This is a genomic window from Thermoanaerobacter uzonensis DSM 18761, from assembly GCF_900129115.1.
Taxonomy (GTDB): domain Bacteria; phylum Bacillota; class Thermoanaerobacteria; order Thermoanaerobacterales; family Thermoanaerobacteraceae; genus Thermoanaerobacter; species Thermoanaerobacter uzonensis.
On sequence record NZ_FQUR01000014.1, the window covers coordinates 41,111 to 66,882 of the forward strand.

Sequence of the window (25,772 nt, forward strand, 5' to 3'; positions counted from 1 at the left end):
GATATTTAAGCCCTCTTTTTGTCTTTTCTTTTCCCTTACCACTTCCTTTATGTTTGATTGCTAGTTTTGATTACTATTATTGTATGTCATACATATTTTGGCTTTTGTTCGTGATTGTTTTAATTAATTTTGCACATCCCTAAATTTCTATGTTGAGCACATCTTAAAACTTTTTTATATTTGTATTTACATCAAAGTTCTAAGATGTGCCTTGGTCCTATACTTTCGACATTTCCCATCACACTAAGACACCATGAATGCAGTAAAAGAGTAACTATGGAAAAAATAACTAACAAGTTCCTCCTCATGCCTCTCCCTACTCCCTTTACTTTTCCTTTTCTTACCTATATAATATATGGTAAGTTAAACAATTTCAACCCGAATTGATTCTGGGTGGTGTATAAAAAAAATGGATGGATTCTATTATGATTTAGAGACTTTTGGAAATGAATTGAAAGATATACGTAAATCTTTAAGGCTTACTCAGAAAGATGTAGCAGATCAAACTCTTGTAAGCACAGATACTCTAAGGAGAATTGAAAATGGAAAGGTTATGCCTAAACAGGAAACTCTTGATTTGATGTCTGTCATCTTTAAAAGAGACTTAAATGAGCTCCTATTAAAGTACAGATTTAAAGATTATTCTTCTTTTTATAAAATAAAGACTTCTATTGAAGATAAGCTTGAAGGTGGAGAATTTGAGGATTTGAAAAAGGACCTCAAAGAGCTTAAAAAAATAATTGATAAAGGGAAAATGGGCCTTTATTACATTCGATTATTGAAGCAACTTCTCTTGTTAGTGGAGTCTGTTATTGAAAAAACTGTAAATAATGATTATGAAAAGGCTTTAGAAAAATTGATTGAAGCTATGAAAGTCACTATACCAGATTTTTCTCTTTCTAACTATACCCGCTTTGTGTACAGCAGTATGGAAGTTAGAATTTTAATGAATATGGCTATTATACTAAGAGAAAAAGAATCATACGAAAAATGTATAGAAATGCTCCTTTTCTGCTTAGAAGCACTGGAGAAAGACAATGTAGAAGAAAGAATTAGGGTATATTACAATCTCTCCTATACGTATCACCTGACTTCCATATATGATAAGGCGCTTTACTGCGCAGAAGAAGGCATTAAAACTTGTGCAGAAAACAAGACTTTAAATGGCTTGGCACTTTTATACTTCAGAAAGGGAATTGCCGAATTTAAGCTTAATAGAGAAAACTACATAGATTCTCTTTTAAAGGCTTTATATCTTTCAGAAATATGTGGGCATGAAAAGTTAAAGAAAATGGTCATAGAAAGTTGCAAGAAAATTTATAATATAGAGCTAACCACATAATAGCAAATCTTGGCAAAAAACGTTCAGTGATGATTTTCTCATGTATAATAGGAACAGGCAAGGTTATATCTCCTATGCTGACTACTAGCTCTGTTTAGTTCATCTTAGTGTGATATAATAAATAAAAGATAAAAACATTTATTAATAAGGTGAGGATTAATAACAATGAGAGATTTGAGTAGTATTAGTAAAGAATTAGAAAAATTGAAATCATATTTGTCTGATAACCCCAGTATAATTGCTTTCTACCTTTTTGGATCTTATGGCACGGAATGTCAAAACCAAAACAGTGATATTGATTTTGCAGTTTTATACAACAAAAATGTCTCATTGAAGGAATAACTTATATTAGAAGTTAAAATAAGTGAAATATTCAAAAGAGATGACATTGATGTAATAAACTTAAATAAAGCTCCTCTAAACCTTCAACACCACGTCATTTATACTGGAGAATTATTATATTGTAGTAATTATGTAAAATTATCAGATTTTAAAGAAAAAGTTTTTAAATACTATGGAGATTATGGCATTACCCTCAAATTCTTTTATGATGATTATTTGGAAGGACTGGTTAAAAAATGACTATTGATAAAGATAAGATAATAAAAAAATAAATATCATCAAAAAAGCTTTAACAAATTTAAGTGAACTTGCCGAACTTATAGATAATGAATTTTCATCAGATTTTAAATATTATGACTCTGCAAAATACAATTTACAAATTGCAATAGAAGCAATGATAGACATTGGTAATCACATTATATCAAGACTAAATTATGAACCGCCAAAAACATATGCTGATACATTCGAAATTCTCACTAAACACAATATTACCTTATGACTCGGTCAATACATATAAACTTATGGCAAAATTTCGCAATAGAATTGTTCATTTTTACGACGATATAAGTAATCTGGAAGTATAGCTTTTGTAATTTTTTATAACTACAATAGGAGTTTGTTGTTCAGCATTACCTGATGGGTTATCGATAAATAAGCTTTCTACGAATTTTTTATCAACCCCTTTAGAGGCACCAATGCAATCAGCACGCTGCAAATCATTTGCATCAATTATAACTGCATCAACTCCCGTTTTCTCTTTTATCCTTTCGCAAACTGCATCGGGGTCTTTAGGTCCCAACACTATGTATCTATGATAAGGGGGCATTGTTCCTGCAATGTCGTCGATTAAAGCAACTTTTCTCCCAGCTATAATAAAAAACCACCCTTTTCTACCCAATAGCTTGCCTAGCCCTCCTATAATAGAAGCAATCAAAATCCTAAACCATCCCACTTCGTTGATAGCACATTGCATTGCTTGAGGAGAAGTAAGACTTCCATTCCTGTCGGTAAACTTACACAGTATCTTTGCAAGGACCCCTGGCTTTATATCTTCGGGAAGATATGCCCTACCTTGTGTTATAGCTACAACGCTTTCTGCAATTGATATTAAATCTCCTGGCTCTGCTATATCTTTTGTGTAATTGTACACAACTTCTACTATATCATCTTTTTCAGTTATAATATGGGTTTTTATTGGTATTTTTCCGTACATAAATTTTGCCTCCAAATATCCTAAAAATTGTAATAATAAAATTTTTAGTAAATATCTTTTATTTTTTTCTTGTTGTGGTAAAATATATTTGTCTTTCATCACAATTATATCACAAATTCATCACAATTATTTCACAACTTATGTTTTTTAATCTAATTTTAACAATTGGAGAGGATAAAAATGTTAAACAAATTGACAAATTTAAAAATTGATTCTACTTCCAGCAATGAATCAATAAAAAATCTTAAAAGTCTTATTGTATTTGAGTTTTCACTAAAAGTACCAACGTATCATGTAGAAAAGCAAAGCACCTCACTACAAATCATTTTTGAAACTACCCCTTTAAACATGCCAGAAGGGAAATATAATGTTTTAGATGGAATAATCTCTCATGTAGAAATAAAAGCCATAGAACAACAAATAGTTGCAGAAATAGCATTTGACTTTCAAACAGATTTTGAAATTGAAATTATTGAAGGTATTCCAGCAAAATTTAAGCTCTATATAAGTAGAAAACCATTATCAGAGATATTGAAAGAAAAAAAAATATTGATTAATCCAGGATTTAAAGAAAAAACTACAAGTCCCACCGGGCTTCTTCAACATATACCAATGATGGCAATAGCAAAAAAACTCCATTTTTTGCTCACGACATGTGGGGCACAAAGTAGACTTTCATGGGAAAAATCCCCTCAAGAAGAAGATTTAGAAAAATTGGAAGAAGGAATTCTTATAGATATATTTACAGAAACTTCTTTAAAAAAAGAAAGTGGATTTAAGGTATATTATTCAGATAGAAGTGAAAAATCTTTAAAACTTGCAAAATACATAAACGAGTCTATGTCTCGTAAACTTCAACTTGACAACCTTGGTATTTACCCCAAATCCTATAATTATAAAGAGAATGTAATACCTATTGGTGTAGTACCTGCAATGGAAAATATAAGACTTGATGATGCCCATTTGAGAGACTTAGATTACAGAAATAAAGTTGCTCAAGCTATATTTAACGGCTTAGTAAAATTTTATGCTGAATAAAATAAAAAAGGGCAGGGCTATAGCACCACCTCTACCCTGTCCTTTAAAAATACGTAGTTTTCTCCAACATCACAGGTATAAGCATAAGCTTCTACTCCTTTACCTACAGCCTCTCTTAGAAACTTCCCAAACTCCGGGTCTTGCTCGTCATTAGGGGTAAAATATTTTATATCATCCATTTGAATTAAAAAAATTACTGCTGCCCTCATACCTTCTTTTTTTACTTTTATAAGTTCTTTTAAATGTTTCCTTCCTCTTTCTGTAGGAGCATCAGGAAATTTTGCAACACCTTCTACTTCCAGAGTTACTCCTTTGACTTCTACATAGCATATCTCTTTTCCTTTTGTAAGTTTTATATCAAATTTACTGTTCCCAAAAGTTTTTTCTTTTTCTACAATGTCATAGCCTTTAAATTCCTCAATAAGCCCCATCTTTATGCTCTCTAAAACTACTTTATTAGGCACTTGTGAATCGATAGATATAAGTCTTTTCCCCTTATAAGCAAAAGCCAACTCGAAGGGTGTTTTTCTGCCTTGCCTATCTCTTACTTCAAGGATAACCTCTGCTCCCGGGACAAATATCTCTTTACACCTTCCCGTATTAGGCACATGTACTAAAGTCTTTTCTCCGCTATTTAACTCTACATAAGCTTCAAATCTATTGATTCTCTTTATGAATTTCCCGTAAACAATTGGATTTGTAATCACCATTTTAAAAACCTCATACAAAATCTTTTTCAGTAATTTCTGCAAAACTTGTAGGGGTTTCCCACAATCTCAATTTATAAAGATAATAGTTATCTCCTTTTAGCACTGGCTCCAATTCTTTCCACATCCACAAAAGAATATTTTCGCAAGTAGTGTTAAATTCTAAAACTTCATTTAAATACTTATGGTCAAGCTTTTTTACAACTTTCTCATTTACTATTTCTTTAAGCTTCACAAAATCTATTATCATTCCTTCCCCGTCAGGCTTCCCCTCAACTGTAACTTCCAGCTTATAGGTATGACCGTGAAGCTCTTCACACTTCCCATTGTAATTTATAAGATTGTGGGCACTGTCAAAAGTAAATGTTTTTGTCACTTTCATTTTTTACACCTCATTGTACCAATTCTCTTTATACAGCTTAACTCCTTCTTTATCAGGCAAATCTCTTATTAAATCTTTAATATACACGTCCCCTTTTTTTATAAAAGGGTTTATATCCGAAAGAGGAATCAACACAAAAGCTCTTTCCCACATTCTCGGATGAGGAATAGTCAACACTTCATCCTTTAATTCAATATAATCGTACAACAGTATGTCAATATCAATAGTCCTTGGACCCCATCTTATGAGTCTTTCTCTTTTTAATTTTTTTTCAATTTCATTTACAACTCTTAATAAGTCATAAGGCCCAATGTTTGTCTCAGCTTCAACTGCAATATTTAAAAACATATCCTGGTTTAAATATCCTACAGGTTTTGTTTCATAAATAGGAGAAAGCCTCTTTAAAATTATGCCTTCCCAGTGTTCTAACTCAAAAACGGCTCTTTTTAGATTTTCTTCTCTATCTCCTAAATTAGAACCTAAAGATAAATACACTTCCCTCATCTTCTCACCATCGCATCAGTCATCTTAGCAACTCTTAACATCTGCTTTACATCGTGAACGCGTACAATATCAACCCCTTTTACAATCCCAACAGCAACTGTTGCAGCAGTCCCTTCCAATCTATCCTCTACATCTAAGTTTAAAACTTTTCCAATCATTGATTTTCTTGAAGTGCCCAAAAGCACAGGAAGTCCTAAAACTTTTAATTCTTCTAATCGATTCATGACCTCAAGATTATGATCTAAAGTTTTTCCAAAACCTATCCCTGGATCTACTACCATCTGACTTTTATCAATTCCTGCTTTTTCTCCCATCTCTATGCTTTTTTGTAAAAAATTTATTATATCCTTAACGACATCTTCATACTCTGCTACATTACTGTTATGCATCATTATTACACCTGCATTGTATTTTGCAACTACTTCCGCCATTTTAGGGTCCCTTTGAAGTCCCCATACATCATTTACTATGTGAGCACCTGCTTCTAAAGCTCGAAGTGCCACATTTGATTTCATAGTATCCACAGATATAATGATATTTGAAATTTTTGAAAGTTTTTCAATGACAGGTATAACTCTTCTCATTTCTTCTTCTTCATCTACTGGAGTATGTCCCGGCCTTGTAGACTCTCCACCTACATCTATTATGTCAGCTCCTTCTTCTATCATTTGAAGAGCTCTTTCTATACCTTTTTCTAAAGTATTATATTTTCCCCCATCTGAAAAAGAATCAGGAGTCATATTTAAAATTCCCATTATGTAAGTTCTTTTTCCAATTTCCAGACTTTTATCTCTGCATCTAAATAACATGGTCTCTCTCCTTATCTTTTAGAGTTTATCAAAGACATTACCTCTGCCCTTGATTTTTCATCTGTTCTAAATATTCCTCTCAAAGCAGAAGTAACAGTCTTAGCCCCCGGTTTTTTGATACCTCTCATTGTCATACACAAATGTTCTGCCTCAATGACAACGGCAACGCCTAAGGGATTCACTGCTTCCATTATTGTATCTGCAATTTCACTTGTCAACCTCTCTTGAAGCTGTGGTCTTTTTGCTAAAATGTCTACTATACGGGCTAATTTTGAAAGGCCTAAAATTCTACCCTTTCTAGGCAAATATGCCACATGGGCAACTCCTATAAATGGCAAGAGATGATGTTCGCACATAGAATAAAGCGGAATATCTTTTACAAGTATTATTTCTTGATGTTCATCCTCCTGAAAAATCTTTATAACGTCTTTTACATCCGTATGAAGACCCGCAAAAATTTCCTCATACATCCTTGCAACTCTATCAGGAGTCTCAAGGAGCCCCTCCCTATCCGGGTCTTCACCTATGGCTTCAAGTATATCTCTTACCGCTTTTTTAATCTTTTCTTTATCTATCATATGTGAAACCCCTTTATTTAAAAAGTCGACAACTTTATTATATTATTTTTATCTCTAAAAAGCCAGTCCTTACAAAAAAGTTAAAAAGCAGTCTTTCGACTGCTTTTCTAATCATTTTTAGGCTTCATCGTCGGGAATAATATTACATCTCTTATAGAATAAGCATCCGTCATAAACATCACAAGTCTGTCTACACCTATACCTAGTCCTCCAGTCGGCGGCATACCAACCTCAAGAGCATTTATAAAATCTTCATCCATCATATGGGCTTCTTCGTCCCCGGCTTCTCTTTGTTTTAATTGTTCTAAAAACCTTTCTTTTTGGTCTATAGGGTCATTTAATTCTGAAAAGGCATTAGCCACTTCTCTTCCGTAAATAAAAGCTTCAAATCGAGAAGTAAACTGCGGATTGTCCTGTTTTCTCTTAGCTAAAGGAGAAATCTCTACAGGATAATCCATAACAAAAGTTGGCTGTATCAAATGCTGTTCTACCAGCTCATCAAAAACAAGCGCTATTACTTCTCCTTTTTTCATCCCTTCTTTTGTCTCAAGGTTTAACCTCTTCGCTATCTCTACTGCTTCTGCATCTGTCTTAACTTCATTAAAGTCTACCCCTACATATTCTTTTATCGCATCTACCATAGTAATTCTCTTCCAAGGAGGTGTCAAATCTATTTCTGTTCCTTGATAAACTATTTTCGTAGTACCGTTAACCTTTTGGGCCACATAGGCAAATAACTGTTCTGTAATTTCCATCATACCGTAATAATCCGTATAGGCTTCATAAAGTTCTAAAAGAGTAAATTCAGGATTGTGCCTTATATCCATTCCTTCATTTCTAAAAACTCTGCCCATCTCATACACTTTTTCAAGACCACCTACAATAAGCCTCTTTAAGTGAAGCTCTAAAGCAATTCGCAAGTACATATCAATATCTAAAGCATTGTGATGAGTAATAAAAGGCCTTGCTGCTGCTCCACCCGCAATAGTATGAAGAATAGGAGTCTCCACCTCTAAAAATCCTCTATTGTCAAGAAACTCTCTTATCGCCTTTATTATTTTCGTCCTCTTTAAAAATACCTCTTTTACTTCGGGATTTATTATTAAATCCGTATATCTCTGTCTATAACGCAAATCAGGGTCTTTTAAACCGTGCCATTTTTCTGGAAGTATTTGAAGAGATTTAGACAAAAGCTTAAAGTCTGTTACGCGAATAGTTATTTCACCAGTTTTAGATTTAAATACCTCGCCTGTAACACCTATTATATCTCCAATGTCTAAAATTTTAAAAATTTCATAATTCTTTTCTCCTACTGTATCATATTTAACATAAACCTGTATCCTGCCATCTCTATCTTGAATATCTGCAAAAGAAGCTTTGCCATGGGCTCTTTTGGACATAATTCGTCCTGCAAGAGCCACTACTTTGCCTTCAAAATTCTCGTAATCGTTTTTAATATCAGAGGATACATTGGTCCTTTCAAACCTGTCAATGCCATAGGGTTCTATTCCCATACTTCTTAAAATATTTAATTTTTCTCTTCTTATTCGCAAAAGTTCATTGAGTTCTTCAGTGTTGTTCCAAATGTTATCATTTGAATTAGACATATTATACCTCCATCACCCTTTATTTGCGTATTTCTAATATTTTTAACTTTATAATTCCAGCAGGAACTTCAACAGTGACAACATCTCCTACTTTTTTCCCTAAAAGCGCTTTCCCTATTGGAGATTCGTCAGATATTTTGTTGTTCATCGGATCTGCTTCTGCTGAACCTACAATTGTATACTCTACTTCTTCATTATAAGATTCATCGTAGACTTTTACAGTACAGCCGATGCTAACCTGGTCAAGTTTTATGTCTTCTTCGTCAATCACTTTTGCATTTTTAAGCATGGCTTCTATGGTAGCAATTCTACCTTCTATAAATGCTTGTTCATTTTTGGCTTCGTCATATTCTGAGTTTTCACTTAAATCACCAAATGCTCTCGCTTGTTTTATTTTTTCTGCTACTTCAGCTCTCTTGACCGTCTTTAAATATTCTAATTCTTCCTCTAATTTTTTAAGTCCTTCATAAGTCAAAATTACCGGCTTGCTCATAGGCGATTCTCCTTTTTATAAAATATTAAAAATTGTATTTTATTCATATGTAGCAATGATAGAATTTATGTTAATATTAATACACAAGCACTGCAAAAGCAGTGCTTGTGTAATTTTCCATGTGGATTATTATAAATCAGTTAACACATAAAGTCAAGTCTAAATTATGCAAATTTCCACTCTTGTAATCTTTTTTTAGCGTTTTTTCTCACAGATTCTATCTTTTCCAGTGTAACTTCTCGCTCGAAGCTTCTAAATCCCGCTAATTTAAACCCATGCTTTTTAGCAAGTTTTGATATCTCATCCACTTGTTCTACAGTCAAATCTCGCCCTAAAGAATAATTCTCAATTCGTCCTTCCATAGCAAGAATCATTGTCTCTGCCATACAGGCATAACTTGTTTTAGGCGGAAAACCAAAATTAAAGTGGAAGTCTACATCCCCAGGTACTTCTACTACTCCACCTTCTATGACTAAGACATCATCTCTTTTATCCGCAACTTCCTTTGACACATCTCTCGGTCTTGCTACATCGCATACAACAGCCCCCGGTTTTAGATATTCGGGTTTTATCACCGTATCTACTGCACTTGTAACAGTGATTATTATATCCGCGTCTTCTAAGGCTTCTTTTACATCTGAAGTGATATGGGCAGACATACCTGTTTTTGTTAAAAGATAGTCTCTAAAATTTTGTAATTTTTCTTTATTTCGTGCTACAAGTGTCATGTACTTTGCATCTCGGGATAAAATTTCTGCACAGACTTTACCTATTGAGCCTGTCGCTCCTATCACAACGACATGAGAATCTCTTACATCTTTGCCCATCATATCTGCGGCTTTTACCGCTCCTTCTATTGCTGTAGCAACTGTATAACTGTTACCAGTAGTTACAGCGATGTTTGAATTTTTAGCAATTGTTATTCCTGCATCTCCTACAACAGAGGTCATAGCCCCCAAGCCGACAACTTCTGCACCCAAATTTTCTGCAATTTTTACTGCTTTTATTATTTTATTTAATACATAATCTTCTGGTAAGTTCAGCATCTGCTCAGAGGTCAAAGGAACCGCCACAAACCAACCTTCTGTTTCAGCATATTCGCTTCTAACTCCAGTTATCTCTGATACTTTCATTGGTGGAAGAAGTCTTGTAAAACCTTCCACAATTCTTTTGGGAAGCTTCTCCATTATTTTAAATTTGCGACTAACATCTTCGTATTCTATAGGATGTATTATAAAACCAAATTTATGCATATTTATTACCTCCCTATTTTTGTAAATATTCAATTCTTGGTTCAAAACCTATTTTATCCAAAAGTTCATCATAATCTTGTGGTGTCATTTCTTCTTGTTTTTTACCTGCTATTGCCACAAGGACTCCTTCCATCACATTTGTTCCAAAAGACCTGCCATTTATGTTGGGGGTAGTAGTAATTAATAGTTCCACCCCCCTCCCTCTCATCATTTCCACATCTTCCTGTGTAACTGTGTTAGTCACAATTATCTTCCCATCTAGCCTTTCAGGCATGTACTTTTTAATAAACAAGTAATCCCCCGCAATTACATCTGCTTCTTTGTAGAATTTTTCGTATTTTTTGCTGTCTATGGTGAGTTGTTTTTCTCCAGTGGGGTATATCATTTCAAAAGGGAGTCTTGCCACAATTGGAACAATAACTAGCGAAAGGGTATATAAAATCGTTAAAGAATGAAGAGGAATAGGAATACCTAACGCAAAAATCATATCTCCTATAATAAGTTTTGCCCCCAATTCAGAAAAAGTTTGAGCCATTCCAAATCTATCCATAGCACTTACAATAAGCACTTTTTTATCTTTCAAATCAACTATACCTTTTTCTTGTATGTATTTAATTACTTTTCTTTCAAGAGTATTTTTAAGTCCTGAACCATCCACAATCGGAGTAATTTTTGCGGCCTTCTTTAAAGGCAAAGCATCTTTTATAACATATCTTTTTTTACCTGCTGAAAGGTATAAATCTATCCCTCCCATTCCAAAAGCATCAACTTTCCCGTCTAGTTCTTTAATGAGTTCAATAGCTTTTTTTAAATCTCCATCAGTCCCTATTCTTTCTATAACGAATTTTTCTCCTAAAATCTCTACTTCTGCCGTTTTATTCCTTGTAGAAGAACCTATACTTATGCTTACAACCTTTTTCATATTTTCACCCTTTCAAAGAATTTAATATTTCTTTCACAATTTGGGGATCAACATATACATCTTCTGTCAAAGGAGAATGTCCAATATTTATAGTTATGATATCTCTGTCAAATATAGCCTCTACCAATTGGCTCCTTTTGTCTGAACCTAAAAAAATTATCACGTCGTGAGATTGAATTTTAGCAATTAAATCCATTACCATGTTAAAAAGCTCCACACCACTCATATTTTCAGCCAAGTTCAATCTCTCTTTTTCAGACAAAAGAAGTGTAAAATTAACTCCCCACTCTCTAAAAAGCATCTCCAACTCTTCCTTATTCTTTATAGGAAAACCTACTACAGCAATATTTCCGCCTTTTCTGACCTCACCTAAACTTTCTAGTCTAGAAACAAAACTTCTGTCAACTTTGAAGCGGGAGGCAACCTCTTGCTGTGAAAACCCATTTTGTCTCATTTCAATTATTTTATCTATTATGCCGTGTAATTTCTCTAAATTTATAGTCTTATCACCAATTTTAATAAATTTCATTTGCACAACCTCCAGTGTGCACATTTTGTGCTCACATTAATTACAATTTTAATACTTTTTTAAAAAAATTTCAATACCAAAAAGAAAAATAATCCAGATAAAATACTTTTCTGGATTCAAACTGTAGACCAACTTTCGAAAAGAAGATATTTTGCAATCGGTGTGACTTGTGACAAAGCGGCAACAAAACTTAGCAAGACCAAAGGTGAAGGCAGGGCCGAAGCCACGGATGGCGGAGGCGGGCACCTTAAGGCATGGATGCCGATTGTGCCCGGTACCCTGCCGGAACCTGAAGGTCGAGTTTTAGTTTTGTCGCTTTGGAACATCGGAGCAACGATGCAAAATATCTTCTTTGAAGATTTTTTTACTTTATCAACAAACTGAATCCACATAAAATACTTTTCTGGATTATTGTCCCCAAAATTTTTCAATTGGTTTTAATAGAGATTGGATTATTTTATTAGTAGGGGTAATTTGTATATTTAAAAGGTAGAGCAAGTTTAATATGTAGCTGACAATTAAAAAGACAAAAAACACAATGACTTCTCTAATCTTTTTTTGTTTTACAAGACCTGGTACTTCAATCAATGATATAATCACAAAAATCAATGTTAGAACAAGTATTTTGAACATAAAATCACCTCGGATGTATAGGCTTAGAAGATAGTCCTGACCTTTTTATAACTGATTTTACTGTTACGTTAAATTTCACATCAGGGTAAATTTTATCCCAATCTTTTTCAACTTCTTTCCATAATGCAGGATTTCTTTTGTGCAAAATGTCTACAAACCCTACTACATCAACTTTGTACTTCTTTTGAAGTATAAAAAGGGCATGTTCTATGGCAGTTTTTATTTTTTGGCTTATTATGGTTTGCAATTTCTCTAGGTTTTCTGGCTCAGTTAAATCATATTTTGTTTCTTGCTCATTTAAATAAGCTTCTACATTTACTTTTATGTCGAAAGAAATATCACCATCTTTTATTTTAGGAAAAATTTGTGTGCGTGCTTTAGTAACTACAAGAGAGATATGGACTTTTTCTCCTTTTAGACCTTTATCCAAAGTCAAGGTACTTCTTTTTAATTTATTCATAAGTGTAGCAACTGCTTTGGTATCTTGTTCTTCTAAAAAACCAATTAATTTGTCATTGTCAAACACTGCAGAGCCAGAGAGTCTAATTCCTGTGGCTTTCCCATCTTTTTTTACAATCACGAGTCTTCCTGTAATAGGCGCTTTTTTAGGAATTTCCAATGTCTCAACAAATTCATTTAAATCAGAAACATAAGAAGAAGCTGTATTTGCCCGATTTGATATGAGTCCCATAACTTCTTTATAAGGATATCTTTCCAGTTCATTAGAGCTGGGAAGATTAAAAAGTTCTTGTATGCTTCCCCCTGTTACAACTAATATATAGGCAGTCCTCCTAAACTCAGGATTTCTCGTCATAAAGTCCAAAGTTTGATATATCCCTGAGCGTGCAAATTTTTCATCTAAAAATATTATTTCGTTATATTGCATAAAAAGACTCCTTGGCAACTCATCATTTAAATTAGCAAAAGCTTTCGCAAAATCTACACCACTGGCCTGAAAAACAGCATAGGGTTTGCCGGCTGCACTTCCTCCTCCCGTACCTCCAGCACCACTGCCACCTGCTGCAAGAAGACCCGGTTTTAAAATTTGTACAATGAGGTGTATCATATCATCTTTTCCTCTTTCTATACCTAAACCTTGTACAAAGGCCAATTGATTTATTTCTCTTTTATCCCAGCATCCTGTAAATAAAAGAGAAATTATAAAAATTAATATTACAAATCTCTTCATCTTATCCTCTTGTATCCTCCTGTCTCACAATATTTTTTCCTTGTACAGTGCGCGGCCTCACTATCTTTGCCCACCAAGGTATTCTTATTAATGCATCACTTAATTCTTGTGTCCTACTTGGAATCAAAGGTGAAAGGTATGGTACTCCAAAAGATTCCAATGACGCCATATGGGCAAGTATCATCATCACCACCATTATTATCCCAAAAAAGCCTAAAGTCCCTGCTGCAATCATTATAATAAATCTCAAGAGTCTAAAAGTTATCGCAACGTTATAAGCAGGAATTGAAAAGGAAGCTATCCCTGTCATTGCAACTACAATCACCATTGCAGGAGACACGAGTCCTGCTTGAACAGCTGCTTGCCCAACTACCAAACCACCTACTATACTTACTGCTTGTCCTACTTGCATAGGAAGTCTTATACCCGCCTCCCTTAAAATTTCAAAGGTTATTTCCATGAATAATGCCTCCAAAAGTGCTGGAAAAGGCACTCCTTCTCTTTGAGCAGCAATAGAAATAGCCAGTTGCGTAGGTATCATTTCCTGATGAAAAGTAGTTTCTGCAATGTATATAGATGGAAATAAAAGAGCAATAAACATCGCAGCAATTCTTAAAATTCTGAGAGCTGATGACAAGAAATATCTCTCATAATAATCTTCAGCAGCTTGAAAGAATTGTACAAATACTGCAGGAACCATTAGTGCAAATGGCGAACCATCAACTAATATTGCCACTTTTCCTTCTAAAATTTCTGCAGTCACCTTGTCTGGCTTTTCAGAATGAGCTATTTGTGGAAAAGGAGAAAAAGGATTATCTTCTATAAATTCTTCTAAATAACCGCTATCAATAACCCCATCAATTTGGACTTTTTTCAACCTTTTCTTTACTTCTTGAACTATTTTCTCATCTGCAATACTCTTTATATAAGCAATAGACACATCAGTTTTAGAATATTTACCTATTTTCATATTTTCAATTACAAAATCAGGGTGTTTTATTCTCCTCCTAAGCATAGAAGTATTTATTCTTAAAGTTTCTACAAAAGCTTCTTTAGGACCTCTTACATAGGATTCTGTAGTAGATTCAGTTACATTTCTTCCTTCCCATCCCTTTGTGGAAATAATTAATGCTTTTTCCACTCCATCAATTAAAAGTATTGTTTCTCCACAAAGTAAGTCATCTACTACGTCTCCAAATTTATCTTTTGTATTTACTTCTGAAGTTGTTATAAAATATTCTTTTATATAATCAAAAAATTGTTGATTGTTGTATATGAATTTATTCAACTTTCTTGTCTCAATCATTATTGGCTCTAAAATATTTCGAGTAATTAACGATTTGTCTGCCATACCATCTATATAAATTAAAAAAGCTTTAACTTTTTTATCTCCTATTCTAATTTGTCTAAAAACTATGTCATTATTCCCTTTTAAAAGCACTTGAAATACATATATATTTTCTTCTAATTCTTTGCTGAGAGTAATATATTGGTAATTTTCTTTTACATACTGTGCATCAGGCAACTTATGGGGCATTTTAAACACCTCCAGATATTATTATTTCAAGTTTTTTTTAGAATATTATGTTGGTTTTAGAGAAATAATAAAAAAAATATGTTTAGGAGTCAGATATGCTTAAAGGAATAAGGCAATATGAAAAGACTTCAGAAAAGAAAATTTCTACAAAACAAATGATATTTTTATTGGTCACAACTGTGATATCAACAGCAGACGTTTTTTTGCCTTCTTTTGTAGCATTAGCCGCAAAGCAAGACTCTTGGATTTCCGTCTTAATATCTTTTGTAACCTCTAGTATTGTATTTGTTTTTTATTATAAGCTGGCAATGCTCTTTAAAGAAGAGATGCTATTTTCCTATGTAGATAAAATAACAGGAAAATTTATAGGCAAAATAATAGCTTCCCTTTATTTATTGTTTATTTTACATGGTATCTCTTTAGTAATGAGAGAATTAATAGAAATTATGATCAATGCTTTTATGCCTCATACTCCCCCAATGGTTTTTTATGTAGTTTTGATAATATCAGTAATGTATACTGTATCAAAAGGCTTTTTAGCAATCGTTAAATTAAATGAACTTTTATTCCCTTTTGGAATGCTCCTCTTAGCATTTGTGATCACTTTGGACCTTCCAAAAGTTGATATGACAAATTTTCTTCCCATACTTGAAAACGGGATAAAACCTCCCATAATAGGTTCAATCCTTATCACCTCATATATACTTGAAACGGTAATAATACTTCTTATATTCCCTCATATCTCTAAAAAAGAAAAAGCTTTAAAAGGAGGGATAATAAGCCTTGGAATATTAGCCCTTAGTATGATGTTGGGAGTTTTAGCAATAGGGATTTTTGGAGCAAAAACCGCATCAAACTTTCAATTTACAGCTTTAGAAATGGTTAGAAATATAAAAATTAGCGATTACATACAGCGATTTGATTCATTAGTAATGGCAATGTGGTTAATGGGAATTTATCTTAAAATTGTAATATTTACTTATCTCTTCGCAAAAGGATTGGCTGAAACGATAAAATCCCCAGATTACCGCTTTATTTTGCTGCCACTTGCTACTTTGTTAATCCCACTTTCCGAAAATGTGTCTGAAAGTTTAGATGGATTGTACACTTATTTTCAAAGATGTTTTCCCTTTGAGGTCTTTTGGTTTGAAGTGTTTTTCCCTATACTTCTTTATATAATCGCAAAAATTAGAAAAATAAAATGAGAGGAATTAGTCTGCATTCCTCTCATAGATTATTCTTAAACCTTCTAGGGTAAGCATATCATTCACTGTGTCTATAGTTTTTGACTCTTCTGCAATCATCTTTGCAAAACCACCTGTTGCTACCACATAAGCGTTTGGGGCAAACTCTTCTTTCATTCTGCTTACTATATAATCCACCATGCCAACATGTCCATATATAATACCTGACTGCATGCTGGACACTGTATTTTTGCAAATAACAGTAGGCGGTTTTGTAAGTTCAATTTTGGGAAGTTTGGCAGTTCTTTGAAAAAGCGCATCGGCAGATATTGCCAGTCCAGGGGCAATTATTCCACCTAAATACTCACAATTTTTAGAAATCGCACAAAAAGTAGTAGCTGTGCCAAAATCTATTACTATGACTGGTCCTCCGTAAATTTCATATGCAGCAACAGCATTTACAATCCTATCTGCACCTACTTCTTTGGGATTATCGTACTTTATATTTATGCCCGTCTTTATCCCTGGGCCCACAATCAAAGGCTTGGCATTGCAATATTTTGTAGTCATTGATTCAAGTGTGTGCATAATAGGAGGTACAACGGAAGAAATTATCACTGCATCTACATCTTTAAGCTTTAAACCATTGTATTCAAACAACTGATTGATCAACATCCCATATTCATCAGAGGTTTTGCTTTTATCGGTAGATATTCTAAAAGAATGTAGAAGCTTTTTCCCTTTATAAATTCCCATTACAATGTTGGTATTCCCTACGTCAAAAACTAAAAGCAAAATCATCACCTTCTTAAAATTAAGCAGGCAAATGCCTGCTTTTATTTTTATTTATCATACACTTTTTTCAAAGACTTTACTATCATTGTTGTCAATATCACAGCTACAATAATCTCAAATATGCCATTTTTTAAAGCTACAAATAATGCAACCTTAAGTGGCAGATATTTTAGAAGCACTGCTAAACCCAAAACTCCAATGGTATTTGTCAACGTGCCTGCAGCTGCTGCAATGCCAAGATTTTTAGTCAACTTATAAGAATAATATGCCACAACTCCTATAAAAATCCTAGGTAATATGGCAATTATAGGGTCAGCAAAAAGAGGAGTGTTTTGCCTTATGAAGCTGGTAAGGCCAAAAATCAAACCTATAAAAGCTCCTACAATAGGTCCTTCTAATACTCCACCTATAATTGCTGGTATATGCATTGTAGTAGCATTAGCAATCCCTAATGGAATGTATCCCAAAATAGTGGTAGATAAAACAATAGATATTGCAGCCAACATCCCTGCTACAGTGATCTGCCTTAAAGAAATCTTCGTTAACTTGCCTTTTTCCTTTTCTCTAACTGCTTTAATTTGCAACTTACTCACCCCCGTTCCGGTTCCTTTTCAGGATACCGTTCCGAACGCCCAACAATATTAAATTTTTATTAGTTGTCAGGTTCGAAGACGATACCCGCAATTTTATTTTACCAAAAAAAGCCTCACTCATCAATAATTTTTTAATTCATAGTCACAAGCACATCTCCCGTGTTTACAGAAGAGCCTTTAGAAACATGTATACTTGCTATAACTCCTTCTTCAGGCGCCATTATTTCATTTTCCATCTTCATAGCCTCTAAAATTACTACGACATCTCCCCGCTTTATCCTGTCACCTTCTTTAACTTTTACATCAAGAATTGTGCCTGGCATAGGCGCAGAAATTACTTTAGAACCTTTAGCCGCCGGAGAAGAAGCTTCAGCTTTTGAAACTGACTGGAAAGTTGCCTGAGTTTCAATCGTTTTAGTTTGTGAAATAGTTGCCCTTTGTGTTATGTTAGAAGTCTCATCCTTATCTTTTATCTCTTCTACTTCAACCTCATATACCTTCCCATTTACTGTTACTTTAAACTTTTTCACAGAAATTCCTCCTTCAGTTACAATCTTGTTCTCATTTGCTCCTGCCGCCCTACTTTAGCCCAAACGGGAACAGTCTCTGGAAGTCTCACTATAGATTTTACGTAAAAACCACTAACATCGGCTTGTAAATATAAAGCTATCGCGGCTGTAATCGCAGCAACAAGCTCAGTTTCTTCTTCGTTTTCTCCACTTTTGTCTTTTTTTTCTTCATTCTTTACTTTTTCTTCCTCTTTACTATTAAAGGTTTTTTTCAAAAAATCCAAAAAACTTTCCATAAAAACACCACCTTACAGAGGTATATTGCCATGTTTCTTAGGAGGCCGACTCTCTCTTTTGCTAGATAACATATCAAAAGCTGATATGAGTCTTGGCCTTGTCTCAGAAGGAAGAATTACATCATCTACATAGCCACGAGCTGCAGCTCTGTATGGATTTGCAAAATTATCTCTGTATTCATTTATCTTTTGCTGCCTCACTTCTGCAGGATTTTCTGCCTCATTGATTTCATTTTTAAATACAATGTTTGCTGCTCCTTCTGGTCCCATGACCGCAATCTCAGCCGTAGGCCATGCAAACACTATGTCAGCTCCTAAGTCTTTGCTGCACATAGCGAGATAAGCCCCACCGTAAGCCTTCCTCACAATCAAAGTAACCTTAGGAACAGTTGCCTCTGAATAAGCGTAAAGCATTTTCGCCCCATGCCTTATTATCCCACCATATTCTTGATTTGTCCCTGGCAAAAATCCAGGCACATCCACTATACTAAGTATAGGAATATTAAAAGCATCACAAAAGCGGATAAACCTAGCCGCTTTGTCAGAAGCATTTATGTCAAGTACTCCTGCTAATACTCTTGGCTGATTTGCAACAATTCCTATTGTCTTTCCATTAAGTCTTGCAAAAACTGTGATGATATTTTCTGCGTACATCTCCTGCGACTCTAAAAATTCTCCATTGTCGACTATTTCTCTTATTAATTCTTTCATGTCATAAGGCTTATTGGGATTATCTGGAATTATCTCCATAAGTCTTTGAGAAACTCTATTGGGATTATCCCCTGTCTCGTATTGTGGAGGATCTTCTAAGTTGTTAGAAGGTAAATAACTTAACAAATTCCTCACCATTTTTAGAACTTCTTCATCATTTGGACCCCTGAAATGAGCAACACCGCTTAGCCTATTGTGAGTTATTGAGCCTCCTAATTCTTCAGGAGTAACTTCTTCTCCAGTTACAGCTTTTATAACTTGTGGACCTGTTATAAACATTTGGCTGGTTTTATCTACCATAAAAATAAAATCTGTTAATGCCGGCGAATATACGGCTCCACCAGCACTCGGTCCCATTATTACCGATATTTGTGGTATTACACCGGAGGCTAAAGTATTTTTGTAAAATATATTTCCATAACCAGAAAGAGCATCCACCCCTTCCTGTATGCGAGCACCCCCCGAATCGTTAAGACCTATTATAGGTGCCCCCATTTTCATTGCCATATCCATAACTTTGGTTATCTTTTTCGCATGGTACTCTCCTAATGACCCTCCTAGCACAGTAAAGTCCTGTGCATATACATATACTAATCTTCCATCTACTGTTCCGTAGCCTGTTACAACCCCTTCTCCGGGATATTTTTGCTTTTCCATCCCAAAGTCATAACACCGATGCTCTACAAAAGGGTCTATTTCTACAAAACTGTCCTTGTCAAGAAGCTTATGTATTCTCTCTCTTGCAGTTAATTTTCCCTTTTCGTGCTGAGCAGCTATTCTTTTAGCCCCTCCACCTTCCAAAACTTTTTCTTTTCTTCTTTTTAGCTCTTCTATCATATCATGGACACTCATAAAAATTCCTCCTTATAGCCCCACTGCAACTTAGTAGTAGCAGTTATTATTAGTACCTACTAAATAATATACCACATACTTTCCAACTGCACAATAAATTTAATCCCTCTGGCAAAGCTCTAAAAGAGCTCCATTTGCGCTTTTAGGGTGCACAAAGGCTATTTTAGCACCTCCAGCTCCATATCTCGGTACCTCATCTATAAGTCTAATTCCCTTTTGTTTTAATTCTTCCAAAGTCTTTTCAATATCATCTACTTGAAGGGCAATGTGCTGTATACCCTCTCCCCTTTTTTCTATAAACTTTGCTATAGGGCCATCATCGGAAGTAGACTCCAAAAGCTCTATCTCACTATCTCCTACTGGAATAAAAGCTGTCTTTACCTTTTGCTCTTCTACTACTTCTACCCCTGTTATTTCAAGACCTAATACATCTTCATAAAATTTTAATGCCTCCTCAATACTTTTAACAGCAATCCCTATATGGTCAATCTTTTTAATCATCTTAAAACCTCCTTACAACACTTAATTAAAAATTTCCTTGTATAAATCATCTGCGAAAGTGTACGGGTCTATCCTTTTGTCTATCACTTCTTGCAATTTAGATATGAATTCCCTATCTTGAATCTTATCAAAAACATTCTTCATTATCCTATTCTTTACAGTTTCAATTATCTCCATTTTCAACCTCTCAATTCTTTTCTTTTGAAAAGCCCCACTTTCTTCTAAATAGCTTTTATGTTGAGTAATATGATCAATAAGGTCAGAAATTCCTTTGTTCTCCTGTGCAATCACTTTTACTACCGGTGGTCTCCATTCTTTCTTTTCATCCAAGTCCAACATCATGTTAAGCTCAACTACTGTTTTGTCTGCTCCTTCTCTGTCGCATTTGTTCACCACAAAAATGTCTGCTATTTCCATGATCCCCGCTTTTATAGCTTGTACATCATCGCCAAGTCCAGGAGCCAAAACCATCACCACAGTGTCAGCAATTTTGATTATGTCAATCTCCGATTGACCTACTCCAACTGTCTCTATAAAAATGTAATCCATGCCAGCTATATCTAAAATTCTCGCCGCCATGTAAGTCCCTTTAGAAAGCCCTCCAAGATGTCCTCGCGTCCCCATGCTCCTTATGTAAACATTAGGATGCTGAGATAAATCCTGCATTCTTATTCTGTCTCCTAAAAGTGAACCCCCTGTAAAAGGGCTAGTGGGGTCTACTGCTATTACTCCTACTTTTTTACCTACATCAACTAAATTTTTAATTAATTTGTCTGTCAATGTGCTCTTACCAACACCCGGCGGTCCGGTAATGCCTATAATATAAGCATTACCAGACTTAGTATAAAGTCTTTTTATTATCTCTTTGGCTTTATCCTCATAGTTTTCCGCATAAGTTATGGCTCTGGCAATAGCCCTTTTATCCCCTTTTAGCAAAAGCTCTTCAATATCACGCATTTTATACCGCCCTATTGACATGTTCTTTTATATACTCAATAACAGCAGAAGTGGGAGTGCCGGGTGTAAAAATTTCCGCTATTCCATGCTCTTTCAAGAAAGGTATGTCTTCCTCTGGTATAACTCCGCCACCTATTACTAATATGTCATCCGCTCCTCTTTCTTTTAAAAGCTTTGTTATTTTGGGAAATAAAGTGTTATGGGCACCAGACAAAATGCTTAAAGCCACAACATCTACATCTTCTTGAATGGCAGCTTCTACAATTTGTTCAGGTGTTTGCCTAAGTCCCGTGTATATCACTTCCATTCCCGCATCTCTTAAAGCTCTTGCAATTACTTTTGCTCCCCTGTCGTGACCGTCTAATCCCGGCTTTGCCACTAATACTCTTATAGGTCTTTCCATATTTATCCTCCTTTACAATATAATCTGTTGCTGATATTCCCCAAAAATAGAACGCAACACATCTGTAATTTCACCTAATGTCGCATATTCCCTTACTGCATCTAATATCCATGGCATCAAGTTGTCGTCTCCTTCTGCAGCTTTTTTCAAGGCCTCTAAAGTCTTTTTCACACTGGTATTGTTTCTCATTTCTTTTACTTTAGCGATTTTTTGTTTTTGCAATTCTTCTACAGCAGGGTTTACTTTTAAAAGCCCTTTTGGCGGCTCCTCTTCAATTTGGAATTTGTTAAGCCCTACTATTACTCTTTCACCAGATTCTATTTCTTTTTGATATCTATATGCACTTTCTTGTATTTCTTTTTGTATATATCCCAAATCAATAGCTCTTGCCGCTCCTCCTAATTCGTCAATTTTCTTTATATATTCAAAAGCCCTCTTTTCAATTTCATCTGTCAATTTTTCAACATAGTAACTTCCGGCCAATGGATCTGGAGTCTCACAAACACCGCTTTCATAAGCAATAATTTGCTGCGTCCTTAAGGCAATTCTCACAGAATCTTCTGTGGGAAGAGCAAGAGCTTCGTCTCTACTGTTTGTATGTAGTGACTGAGTACCCCCTAAAACTGCTGCTAAAGCTTGAATAGTAACCCTAATAATATTGTTGTCAGGTTGTTGAGCAGTAAGAGCAGAACCCGCAGTTTGAGTGTGAAATCTCATCATCATTGACCTTGGATCTTTCGCGTTAAATCTTTCTTTCATTATCTTTGCCCACATTCTTCTTGCCGCCCTAAATTTAGCAACTTCTTCGAAAAGATCGTTATGGGCATTAAAGAAAAATGACAATCTTGGAGCAAACTCATCTACATCAAGACCTGCCTTTATAGCCGCCTCCACGTAAGCTATGCCATTAGCCAAAGTAAATGCTATTTCTTGCACTGCCGTGGCTCCTGCTTCTCTTATGTGATAACCGCTTATACTTATAGTATTCCACTTAGGAACATACTTGGAACAATATTCAAAAATATTAGTAATAAGCCTCATAGAAGGACCTGTCGGAAAAATATAAGTTCCACGAGCTACATATTCTTTTAAAATATCGTTTTGAATAGTCCCATTCAACTTATCTGGAGATACCCCTTGCTTTTCTGCAACTGCAATGTACATCGCAAGAAGTATTGCAGCAGGTGCATTAATAGTCATAGAAGTACTGACTTTGTCAAGAGGAATGCCATCAAAGAGAATTTCCATGTCATAAAGTGAATCTATGGCTACTCCTACTTTTCCTACTTCTCCTTCTGCCATTGGATGGTCAGAATCATAGCCTATCTGTGTAGGTAAATCAAAAGCTACGCTCAAACCTGTTTGGCCTTGCGACAAAAGATATTTAAACCTTTTATTCGACTCTTCTGCAGTTCCAAATCCTGCATATTGCCTCATAGTCCAAAATTTGCCTCTATACATAGTAGGCTGTACGCCTCTTGTATAAGGATATTCTCCTGGAAAACCAATCTTTTCGAGATAATCTATATCACTTATGTCGTAAGGTGTGTAAATCTCCTTAATCTCTATCCCAGACGAGGTTTTAAATTCTTTTTTCCTCTCTGGAAATTTAGATACCACCTTTTGTCTTTGATTAACTTCCCATTCTTCCTTTTTGTTTTTTATTTCCTCTAATTTTTTTTTGTCAATCATAAAACACCCTCCTTTGATTTTCCCCTTTTACATTATAACACAAATTTTTAACAAATGTTTACCTTTTCATTTGAAATTTTTTCCCATAAAAAAAGCGGCCAAAGAGAAAACCTCTTTGCCGCCTATCTAGACATTTCCTCAATAACACTTTTTAATTCTTCTACAACCTCATTAAGCCCAAAATAGCCCTTTTGCATCTTAAGTTTTGCCAAAAGCCTTTGATATTGTCTTAATGTTCCCATTACAATAACGTCAGATTTTTCAACACTCATATTTACGCAACCTCTCGCCACAGCTGCTTCTCCTCCTATAGCTAACATCTCCTGTTTTATTATGTTAGCAGCTGCTGGATGCACATCAAACAGCTTGATAACCCTAAAAACAGCTTTTGGCGACATAATATCTACAGAAATTTCTTCAACCTTTATTTGGCTAAGTTCCTTTTTCGCCTGTGACAAATTTTGTATATCTAATATTTCTTTTTTCATCTACTTTCCTCTACACTCCCTTAAAACAGTCCTGTTATTCTTCCGTTTTCATCAATGTCTATGTTTTCTGCTGCCGGATGCTTTGGAAGGCCTGGCATTGTCATTATATCACCTGTCAAAGCCACAATAAAACCTGCACCTCTTGAAATTCTCAGTTCTCTTACTGTTATTTTAAATCCTCTCGGACGTCCTAAAAGTTTTGGGTCATCTGAAAGAGAATATTGAGTTTTTGCCACAACTATTGGCATCTTGTCAAAGCCTAGTCTTTCAAGGGTTGCTATATCTTTAAGAGCAGAAGCAGTATACTCTACTCCATCAGCTCCATATATTTCTGTTGCAATTATGTGCAATTTATCTTTAATTGGAAGTGTTTCATCATACAAAACGTGGAAGTTGGAAGGTATCTCACAAGCTTTCACAACTTTTTCAGCTAACTCTATTCCGCCCTCTCCTCCTTTTTCCCACACTTCCGCTACCGCCATATCTACTCCTATTTTTTCGCAGGCAATTCTCACTTCATCAATTTCTCTTTCTGTATCAAAGACAAACCTGTTAAGGGCTACCACAACTGGCACTCCAAATTTTTTTATATTTTCAACTTGCTTTTCAAGATTTTCAATTCCCTTTCTTACCGCGTCCACATCTTCTTTTTGCAAATCTTCCTTTTTAACTCCCCCATGCATCTTTAAAGCTCTTACAGTCGCTACTATGACGGCTGCATTTGGTGTTAGTCCTCCAAACCTTGACTTTATGTCAAAGAATTTTTCAGCCCCTAAATCTGCACCAAAGCCTGCCTCTGTTACAAGATAATCCGCCAATTTTAAACCATATTTAGTGGCAATTAAGCTATTGCATCCATGAGCAATATTTGCAAAAGGCCCTCCATGAACAAATGCTGGAACGTTTTCAATCGTCTGCACTAAATTAGGTTTTATAGCATCTTTTAATAAGACTGTCATAGCTCCATCGGCTTTTAAATCCCTTGCAGTTACAGGATTGCCATCTTTATCATATGCTACAACTATGTCGCCAATTCTTCTTTTTAAATCCATCAGGTCTCGTGATAAACACAAAATTGCCATTATTTCCGATGCCACAGTTATTATAAAACCATCTTGTCTGGGATATCCATTTGCTTTTCCTCCAAGTCCTACTATTACTTCTCTTAAAGCCCTATCATTCATGTCCATGGCTCTTTTCCAAGTAATAGTCCTTATGTCAATATTAAGTTCATTTCCATGATGGATGTGATTGTCAATCATAGCAGCTAGTAGATTATGAGCAGCAGTAATCGCATGTAAATCTCCTGTAAAGTGTAAATTTATGTCCTCCATAGGTACAACTTGAGAATAACCACCTCCAGCTGCTCCTCCTTTTATTCCAAAGGAAGGACCTAATGAAGGCTCCCTCAAGGCAATCATAGCTTTTTTCCCTAATTTTGCAAGAGCTTGCCCCAATCCTACAGTCGTCGTGGTCTTTCCCTCTCCAGCAGGGGTGGGAGTTATAGCTGTAACTAAGATGAGTTTTCCGTCTTTCCTGTCTTTAATTTTATCCCATAATGTAAGAGAAATTTTTGCTTTATACTTGCCGTAGTATTCTAAGTAGTCTTCCTCAATGTCTAACTTTTTTGCAACCTCCCTTATATGTAGCATTTTCGCTTCTTGAGCTATTTCAATATCAGATTTCATAAATTTTCCCCTCCAGCTTTTATTT

General features: G+C 35.0%; 28 protein-coding genes and 1 pseudogene. 5 read left to right on the forward strand and 24 right to left on the reverse strand.

The genetic code is table 11. The features are described 5' to 3' along the window. The first annotated feature begins 409 nt into the window (after positions 1–409). From BUB32_RS08975 to hepT, 3 genes and pseudogenes are all read left to right on the forward strand, one after another. Positions 410–1,342, forward strand: a complete 933-nt coding sequence (locus tag BUB32_RS08975; RefSeq protein WP_072969091.1) for a helix-turn-helix domain-containing protein — start codon at positions 410–412, stop codon at positions 1,340–1,342. A 165-nt stretch (positions 1,343–1,507) separates the two neighbouring features. Further along, positions 1,508–1,924: pseudogene (gene mntA, locus BUB32_RS12980) on the forward strand (type VII toxin-antitoxin system MntA family adenylyltransferase antitoxin). 79 nt (positions 1,925–2,003) lie between these two features. Next, on the forward strand, positions 2,004–2,183 hold the full coding sequence (hepT, locus tag BUB32_RS13280) for a type VII toxin-antitoxin system HepT family RNase toxin (protein ID WP_327192061.1): 180 nt from the start codon (positions 2,004–2,006) through the stop codon (positions 2,181–2,183). Between the two features lie 54 nt (positions 2,184–2,237). On the opposite strand, the gene BUB32_RS08990 is transcribed toward hepT, so the two are convergent. Then, on the reverse strand, positions 2,238–2,897 hold the full coding sequence (locus BUB32_RS08990; protein ID WP_072969128.1) for a coenzyme F420-0:L-glutamate ligase: 660 nt from the start codon (positions 2,895–2,897) through the stop codon (positions 2,238–2,240). Positions 2,898–3,077: 180 nt separating this feature from the next. Between BUB32_RS08990 and BUB32_RS08995 the strand changes: the two genes are divergently transcribed. Continuing rightward, a complete protein-coding gene (locus tag BUB32_RS08995; protein WP_072969092.1) occupies positions 3,078–3,935 on the forward strand; it encodes an N-acetylmuramoyl-L-alanine amidase in 858 nt (285 codons plus the stop codon). Positions 3,936–3,952: 17 nt separating this feature from the next. Here BUB32_RS08995 and sfsA read toward each other — a convergent pair whose 3' ends face one another. From sfsA to BUB32_RS09065, 12 genes are all read right to left on the reverse strand, one after another. Then, complete coding sequence (gene sfsA / locus BUB32_RS09000; RefSeq protein ID WP_003867821.1) at positions 3,953–4,645, reverse strand: DNA/RNA nuclease SfsA; 693 nt, start codon at positions 4,643–4,645, stop codon at positions 3,953–3,955. Positions 4,646–4,655: 10 nt separating this feature from the next. Further along, positions 4,656–5,024, reverse strand: a complete 369-nt coding sequence (gene queD / locus BUB32_RS09005; RefSeq protein ID WP_072969093.1) for a 6-carboxytetrahydropterin synthase QueD — start codon at positions 5,022–5,024, stop codon at positions 4,656–4,658. A gap of 3 nt (positions 5,025–5,027) precedes the next feature. Next, positions 5,028–5,528, reverse strand: a complete 501-nt coding sequence (gene folK, locus BUB32_RS09010; protein WP_072969094.1) for a 2-amino-4-hydroxy-6-hydroxymethyldihydropteridine diphosphokinase — start codon at positions 5,526–5,528, stop codon at positions 5,028–5,030. Continuing rightward, positions 5,525–6,337 carry a dihydropteroate synthase gene (folP, locus tag BUB32_RS09015; RefSeq protein WP_072969095.1) on the reverse strand — a complete coding sequence of 271 codons (813 nt, stop codon included), beginning with the start codon at positions 6,335–6,337 and terminating at the stop codon, positions 5,525–5,527. Before folP ends, folK begins: the two co-directional genes overlap by 4 nt. A gap of 11 nt (positions 6,338–6,348) precedes the next feature. After that, on the reverse strand, positions 6,349–6,915 hold the full coding sequence (folE, locus tag BUB32_RS09020; RefSeq protein WP_072969096.1) for a GTP cyclohydrolase I FolE: 567 nt from the start codon (positions 6,913–6,915) through the stop codon (positions 6,349–6,351). A gap of 107 nt (positions 6,916–7,022) precedes the next feature. Further along, positions 7,023–8,522, reverse strand: a complete 1,500-nt coding sequence (lysS, locus tag BUB32_RS09025; protein WP_072969097.1) for a lysine--tRNA ligase — start codon at positions 8,520–8,522, stop codon at positions 7,023–7,025. A gap of 19 nt (positions 8,523–8,541) precedes the next feature. After that, positions 8,542–9,015 carry a transcription elongation factor GreA gene (greA, locus tag BUB32_RS09030; RefSeq protein ID WP_072969098.1) on the reverse strand — a complete coding sequence of 158 codons (474 nt, stop codon included), beginning with the start codon at positions 9,013–9,015 and terminating at the stop codon, positions 8,542–8,544. Positions 9,016–9,179: 164 nt separating this feature from the next. Continuing rightward, positions 9,180–10,268 (reverse strand): NAD(P)H-binding protein, encoded by a 1,089-nt coding sequence (locus BUB32_RS09035; protein WP_072969099.1) that lies wholly within the window; start codon positions 10,266–10,268, stop codon positions 9,180–9,182. A 13-nt stretch (positions 10,269–10,281) separates the two neighbouring features. Continuing rightward, positions 10,282–11,190: a quinate 5-dehydrogenase gene (locus BUB32_RS09040; protein ID WP_072969100.1), complete on the reverse strand. Its 909-nt coding sequence runs from the start codon at positions 11,188–11,190 to the stop codon at positions 10,282–10,284. A 4-nt stretch (positions 11,191–11,194) separates the two neighbouring features. Further along, the gene (locus BUB32_RS09045; protein ID WP_042834707.1) at positions 11,195–11,719 is read right to left on the reverse strand and encodes a hypothetical protein; all 525 of its coding nucleotides are present in this window, start codon (positions 11,717–11,719) and stop codon (positions 11,195–11,197) included. Between the two features lie 637 nt (positions 11,720–12,356). Next, a complete protein-coding gene (locus BUB32_RS09060) occupies positions 12,357–13,541 on the reverse strand; it encodes a Ger(x)C family spore germination protein (protein ID WP_072969103.1) in 1,185 nt (394 codons plus the stop codon). 1 nt (position 13,542) lies between these two features. Beyond that, positions 13,543–15,078 carry a spore germination protein gene (locus tag BUB32_RS09065; RefSeq protein ID WP_072969104.1) on the reverse strand — a complete coding sequence of 512 codons (1,536 nt, stop codon included), beginning with the start codon at positions 15,076–15,078 and terminating at the stop codon, positions 13,543–13,545. A 95-nt stretch (positions 15,079–15,173) separates the two neighbouring features. On the opposite strand from BUB32_RS09065, the gene BUB32_RS09070 reads away from it, so the two are divergent. Further along, the gene (locus tag BUB32_RS09070) at positions 15,174–16,283 is read left to right on the forward strand and encodes a GerAB/ArcD/ProY family transporter (protein ID WP_072969105.1); all 1,110 of its coding nucleotides are present in this window, start codon (positions 15,174–15,176) and stop codon (positions 16,281–16,283) included. 6 nt (positions 16,284–16,289) lie between these two features. Here the strand turns inward: BUB32_RS09070 and BUB32_RS09075 are convergent, their stop codons facing one another. From BUB32_RS09075 to BUB32_RS09125, 11 genes are all read right to left on the reverse strand, one after another. Then, the gene (locus BUB32_RS09075; RefSeq protein ID WP_072969106.1) at positions 16,290–17,057 is read right to left on the reverse strand and encodes a type III pantothenate kinase; all 768 of its coding nucleotides are present in this window, start codon (positions 17,055–17,057) and stop codon (positions 16,290–16,292) included. 47 nt (positions 17,058–17,104) lie between these two features. Then, positions 17,105–17,641 carry an ECF transporter S component gene (locus BUB32_RS09080; protein WP_072969107.1) on the reverse strand — a complete coding sequence of 179 codons (537 nt, stop codon included), beginning with the start codon at positions 17,639–17,641 and terminating at the stop codon, positions 17,105–17,107. A gap of 140 nt (positions 17,642–17,781) precedes the next feature. After that, positions 17,782–18,180, reverse strand: coding sequence for a biotin/lipoyl-containing protein (locus BUB32_RS09085; RefSeq protein ID WP_072969108.1), 399 nt, complete (start codon positions 18,178–18,180; stop codon positions 17,782–17,784). A gap of 17 nt (positions 18,181–18,197) precedes the next feature. After that, the gene (locus BUB32_RS09090; RefSeq protein WP_072969109.1) at positions 18,198–18,455 is read right to left on the reverse strand and encodes an OadG family transporter subunit; all 258 of its coding nucleotides are present in this window, start codon (positions 18,453–18,455) and stop codon (positions 18,198–18,200) included. A 12-nt stretch (positions 18,456–18,467) separates the two neighbouring features. Next, positions 18,468–20,018 (reverse strand): acyl-CoA carboxylase subunit beta, encoded by a 1,551-nt coding sequence (locus BUB32_RS09095; RefSeq protein WP_072969110.1) that lies wholly within the window; start codon positions 20,016–20,018, stop codon positions 18,468–18,470. A 99-nt stretch (positions 20,019–20,117) separates the two neighbouring features. Continuing rightward, the gene (mce, locus tag BUB32_RS09100) at positions 20,118–20,519 is read right to left on the reverse strand and encodes a methylmalonyl-CoA epimerase (RefSeq protein ID WP_072969111.1); all 402 of its coding nucleotides are present in this window, start codon (positions 20,517–20,519) and stop codon (positions 20,118–20,120) included. Positions 20,520–20,540: 21 nt separating this feature from the next. Further along, a complete protein-coding gene (gene meaB, locus BUB32_RS09105; protein WP_072969112.1) occupies positions 20,541–21,476 on the reverse strand; it encodes a methylmalonyl Co-A mutase-associated GTPase MeaB in 936 nt (311 codons plus the stop codon). A 1-nt stretch (position 21,477) separates the two neighbouring features. Then, a complete protein-coding gene (locus BUB32_RS09110) occupies positions 21,478–21,879 on the reverse strand; it encodes a coenzyme B12-dependent isobutyryl CoA mutase small subunit (protein ID WP_042834695.1) in 402 nt (133 codons plus the stop codon). A gap of 12 nt (positions 21,880–21,891) precedes the next feature. After that, positions 21,892–23,571: an acyl-CoA mutase large subunit family protein gene (locus BUB32_RS09115; RefSeq protein WP_072969113.1), complete on the reverse strand. Its 1,680-nt coding sequence runs from the start codon at positions 23,569–23,571 to the stop codon at positions 21,892–21,894. A gap of 122 nt (positions 23,572–23,693) precedes the next feature. After that, positions 23,694–24,059, reverse strand: a complete 366-nt coding sequence (locus BUB32_RS09120; protein WP_072969114.1) for a hypothetical protein — start codon at positions 24,057–24,059, stop codon at positions 23,694–23,696. A gap of 20 nt (positions 24,060–24,079) precedes the next feature. After that, positions 24,080–25,747, reverse strand: a complete 1,668-nt coding sequence (locus tag BUB32_RS09125; protein WP_072969115.1) for a formate--tetrahydrofolate ligase — start codon at positions 25,745–25,747, stop codon at positions 24,080–24,082. Positions 25,748–25,772: the final 25 nt, after the last annotated feature.

Excerpts from the sequence above, each read along its gene's own strand:
- greA (WP_072969098.1), bottom strand. The coding sequence starts at position 9,015 with ATGAGCAAGCCGGTAATTTTGACTTATGAAGGACTTAAAAAATTAGAG.
- mce (WP_072969111.1), bottom strand. The coding sequence starts at position 20,519 with ATGATTAAAAAGATTGACCATATAGGGATTGCTGTTAAAAGTATTGAG.
- BUB32_RS09125 (WP_072969115.1), bottom strand. The coding sequence starts at position 25,747 with ATGAAATCTGATATTGAAATAGCTCAAGAAGCGAAAATGCTACATATA.
- lysS (WP_072969097.1), bottom strand. The coding sequence starts at position 8,522 with ATGTCTAATTCAAATGATAACATTTGGAACAACACTGAAGAACTCAAT.
- BUB32_RS09090 (WP_072969109.1), bottom strand. The coding sequence starts at position 18,455 with ATGGAAAGTTTTTTGGATTTTTTGAAAAAAACCTTTAATAGTAAAGAG.
- BUB32_RS09060 (WP_072969103.1), bottom strand. The coding sequence starts at position 13,541 with ATGAAGAGATTTGTAATATTAATTTTTATAATTTCTCTTTTATTTACA.
- folP (WP_072969095.1), bottom strand. The coding sequence starts at position 6,337 with ATGTTATTTAGATGCAGAGATAAAAGTCTGGAAATTGGAAAAAGAACT.
- BUB32_RS09070 (WP_072969105.1), top strand. The coding sequence starts at position 15,174 with ATGCTTAAAGGAATAAGGCAATATGAAAAGACTTCAGAAAAGAAAATT.
- BUB32_RS09045 (WP_042834707.1), bottom strand. The coding sequence starts at position 11,719 with ATGAAATTTATTAAAATTGGTGATAAGACTATAAATTTAGAGAAATTA.
- queD (WP_072969093.1), bottom strand. The coding sequence starts at position 5,024 with ATGAAAGTGACAAAAACATTTACTTTTGACAGTGCCCACAATCTTATA.
- BUB32_RS09115 (WP_072969113.1), bottom strand. The coding sequence starts at position 23,571 with ATGATTGACAAAAAAAAATTAGAGGAAATAAAAAACAAAAAGGAAGAA.
- BUB32_RS09065 (WP_072969104.1), bottom strand. The coding sequence starts at position 15,078 with ATGCCCCATAAGTTGCCTGATGCACAGTATGTAAAAGAAAATTACCAA.
- folE (WP_072969096.1), bottom strand. The coding sequence starts at position 6,915 with ATGATAGATAAAGAAAAGATTAAAAAAGCGGTAAGAGATATACTTGAA.
- BUB32_RS09095 (WP_072969110.1), bottom strand. The coding sequence starts at position 20,018 with ATGAGTGTCCATGATATGATAGAAGAGCTAAAAAGAAGAAAAGAAAAA.
- BUB32_RS08995 (WP_072969092.1), top strand. The coding sequence starts at position 3,078 with ATGTTAAACAAATTGACAAATTTAAAAATTGATTCTACTTCCAGCAAT.
- sfsA (WP_003867821.1), bottom strand. The coding sequence starts at position 4,645 with ATGGTGATTACAAATCCAATTGTTTACGGGAAATTCATAAAGAGAATC.
- BUB32_RS08990 (WP_072969128.1), bottom strand. The coding sequence starts at position 2,897 with ATGTACGGAAAAATACCAATAAAAACCCATATTATAACTGAAAAAGAT.
- BUB32_RS09035 (WP_072969099.1), bottom strand. The coding sequence starts at position 10,268 with ATGCATAAATTTGGTTTTATAATACATCCTATAGAATACGAAGATGTT.
- BUB32_RS08975 (WP_072969091.1), top strand. The coding sequence starts at position 410 with ATGGATGGATTCTATTATGATTTAGAGACTTTTGGAAATGAATTGAAA.
- meaB (WP_072969112.1), bottom strand. The coding sequence starts at position 21,476 with ATGCGTGATATTGAAGAGCTTTTGCTAAAAGGGGATAAAAGGGCTATT.
- BUB32_RS09040 (WP_072969100.1), bottom strand. The coding sequence starts at position 11,190 with ATGAAAAAGGTTGTAAGCATAAGTATAGGTTCTTCTACAAGGAATAAA.
- folK (WP_072969094.1), bottom strand. The coding sequence starts at position 5,528 with ATGAGGGAAGTGTATTTATCTTTAGGTTCTAATTTAGGAGATAGAGAA.
- BUB32_RS09110 (WP_042834695.1), bottom strand. The coding sequence starts at position 21,879 with ATGGAAAGACCTATAAGAGTATTAGTGGCAAAGCCGGGATTAGACGGT.
- BUB32_RS09120 (WP_072969114.1), bottom strand. The coding sequence starts at position 24,059 with ATGAAAAAAGAAATATTAGATATACAAAATTTGTCACAGGCGAAAAAG.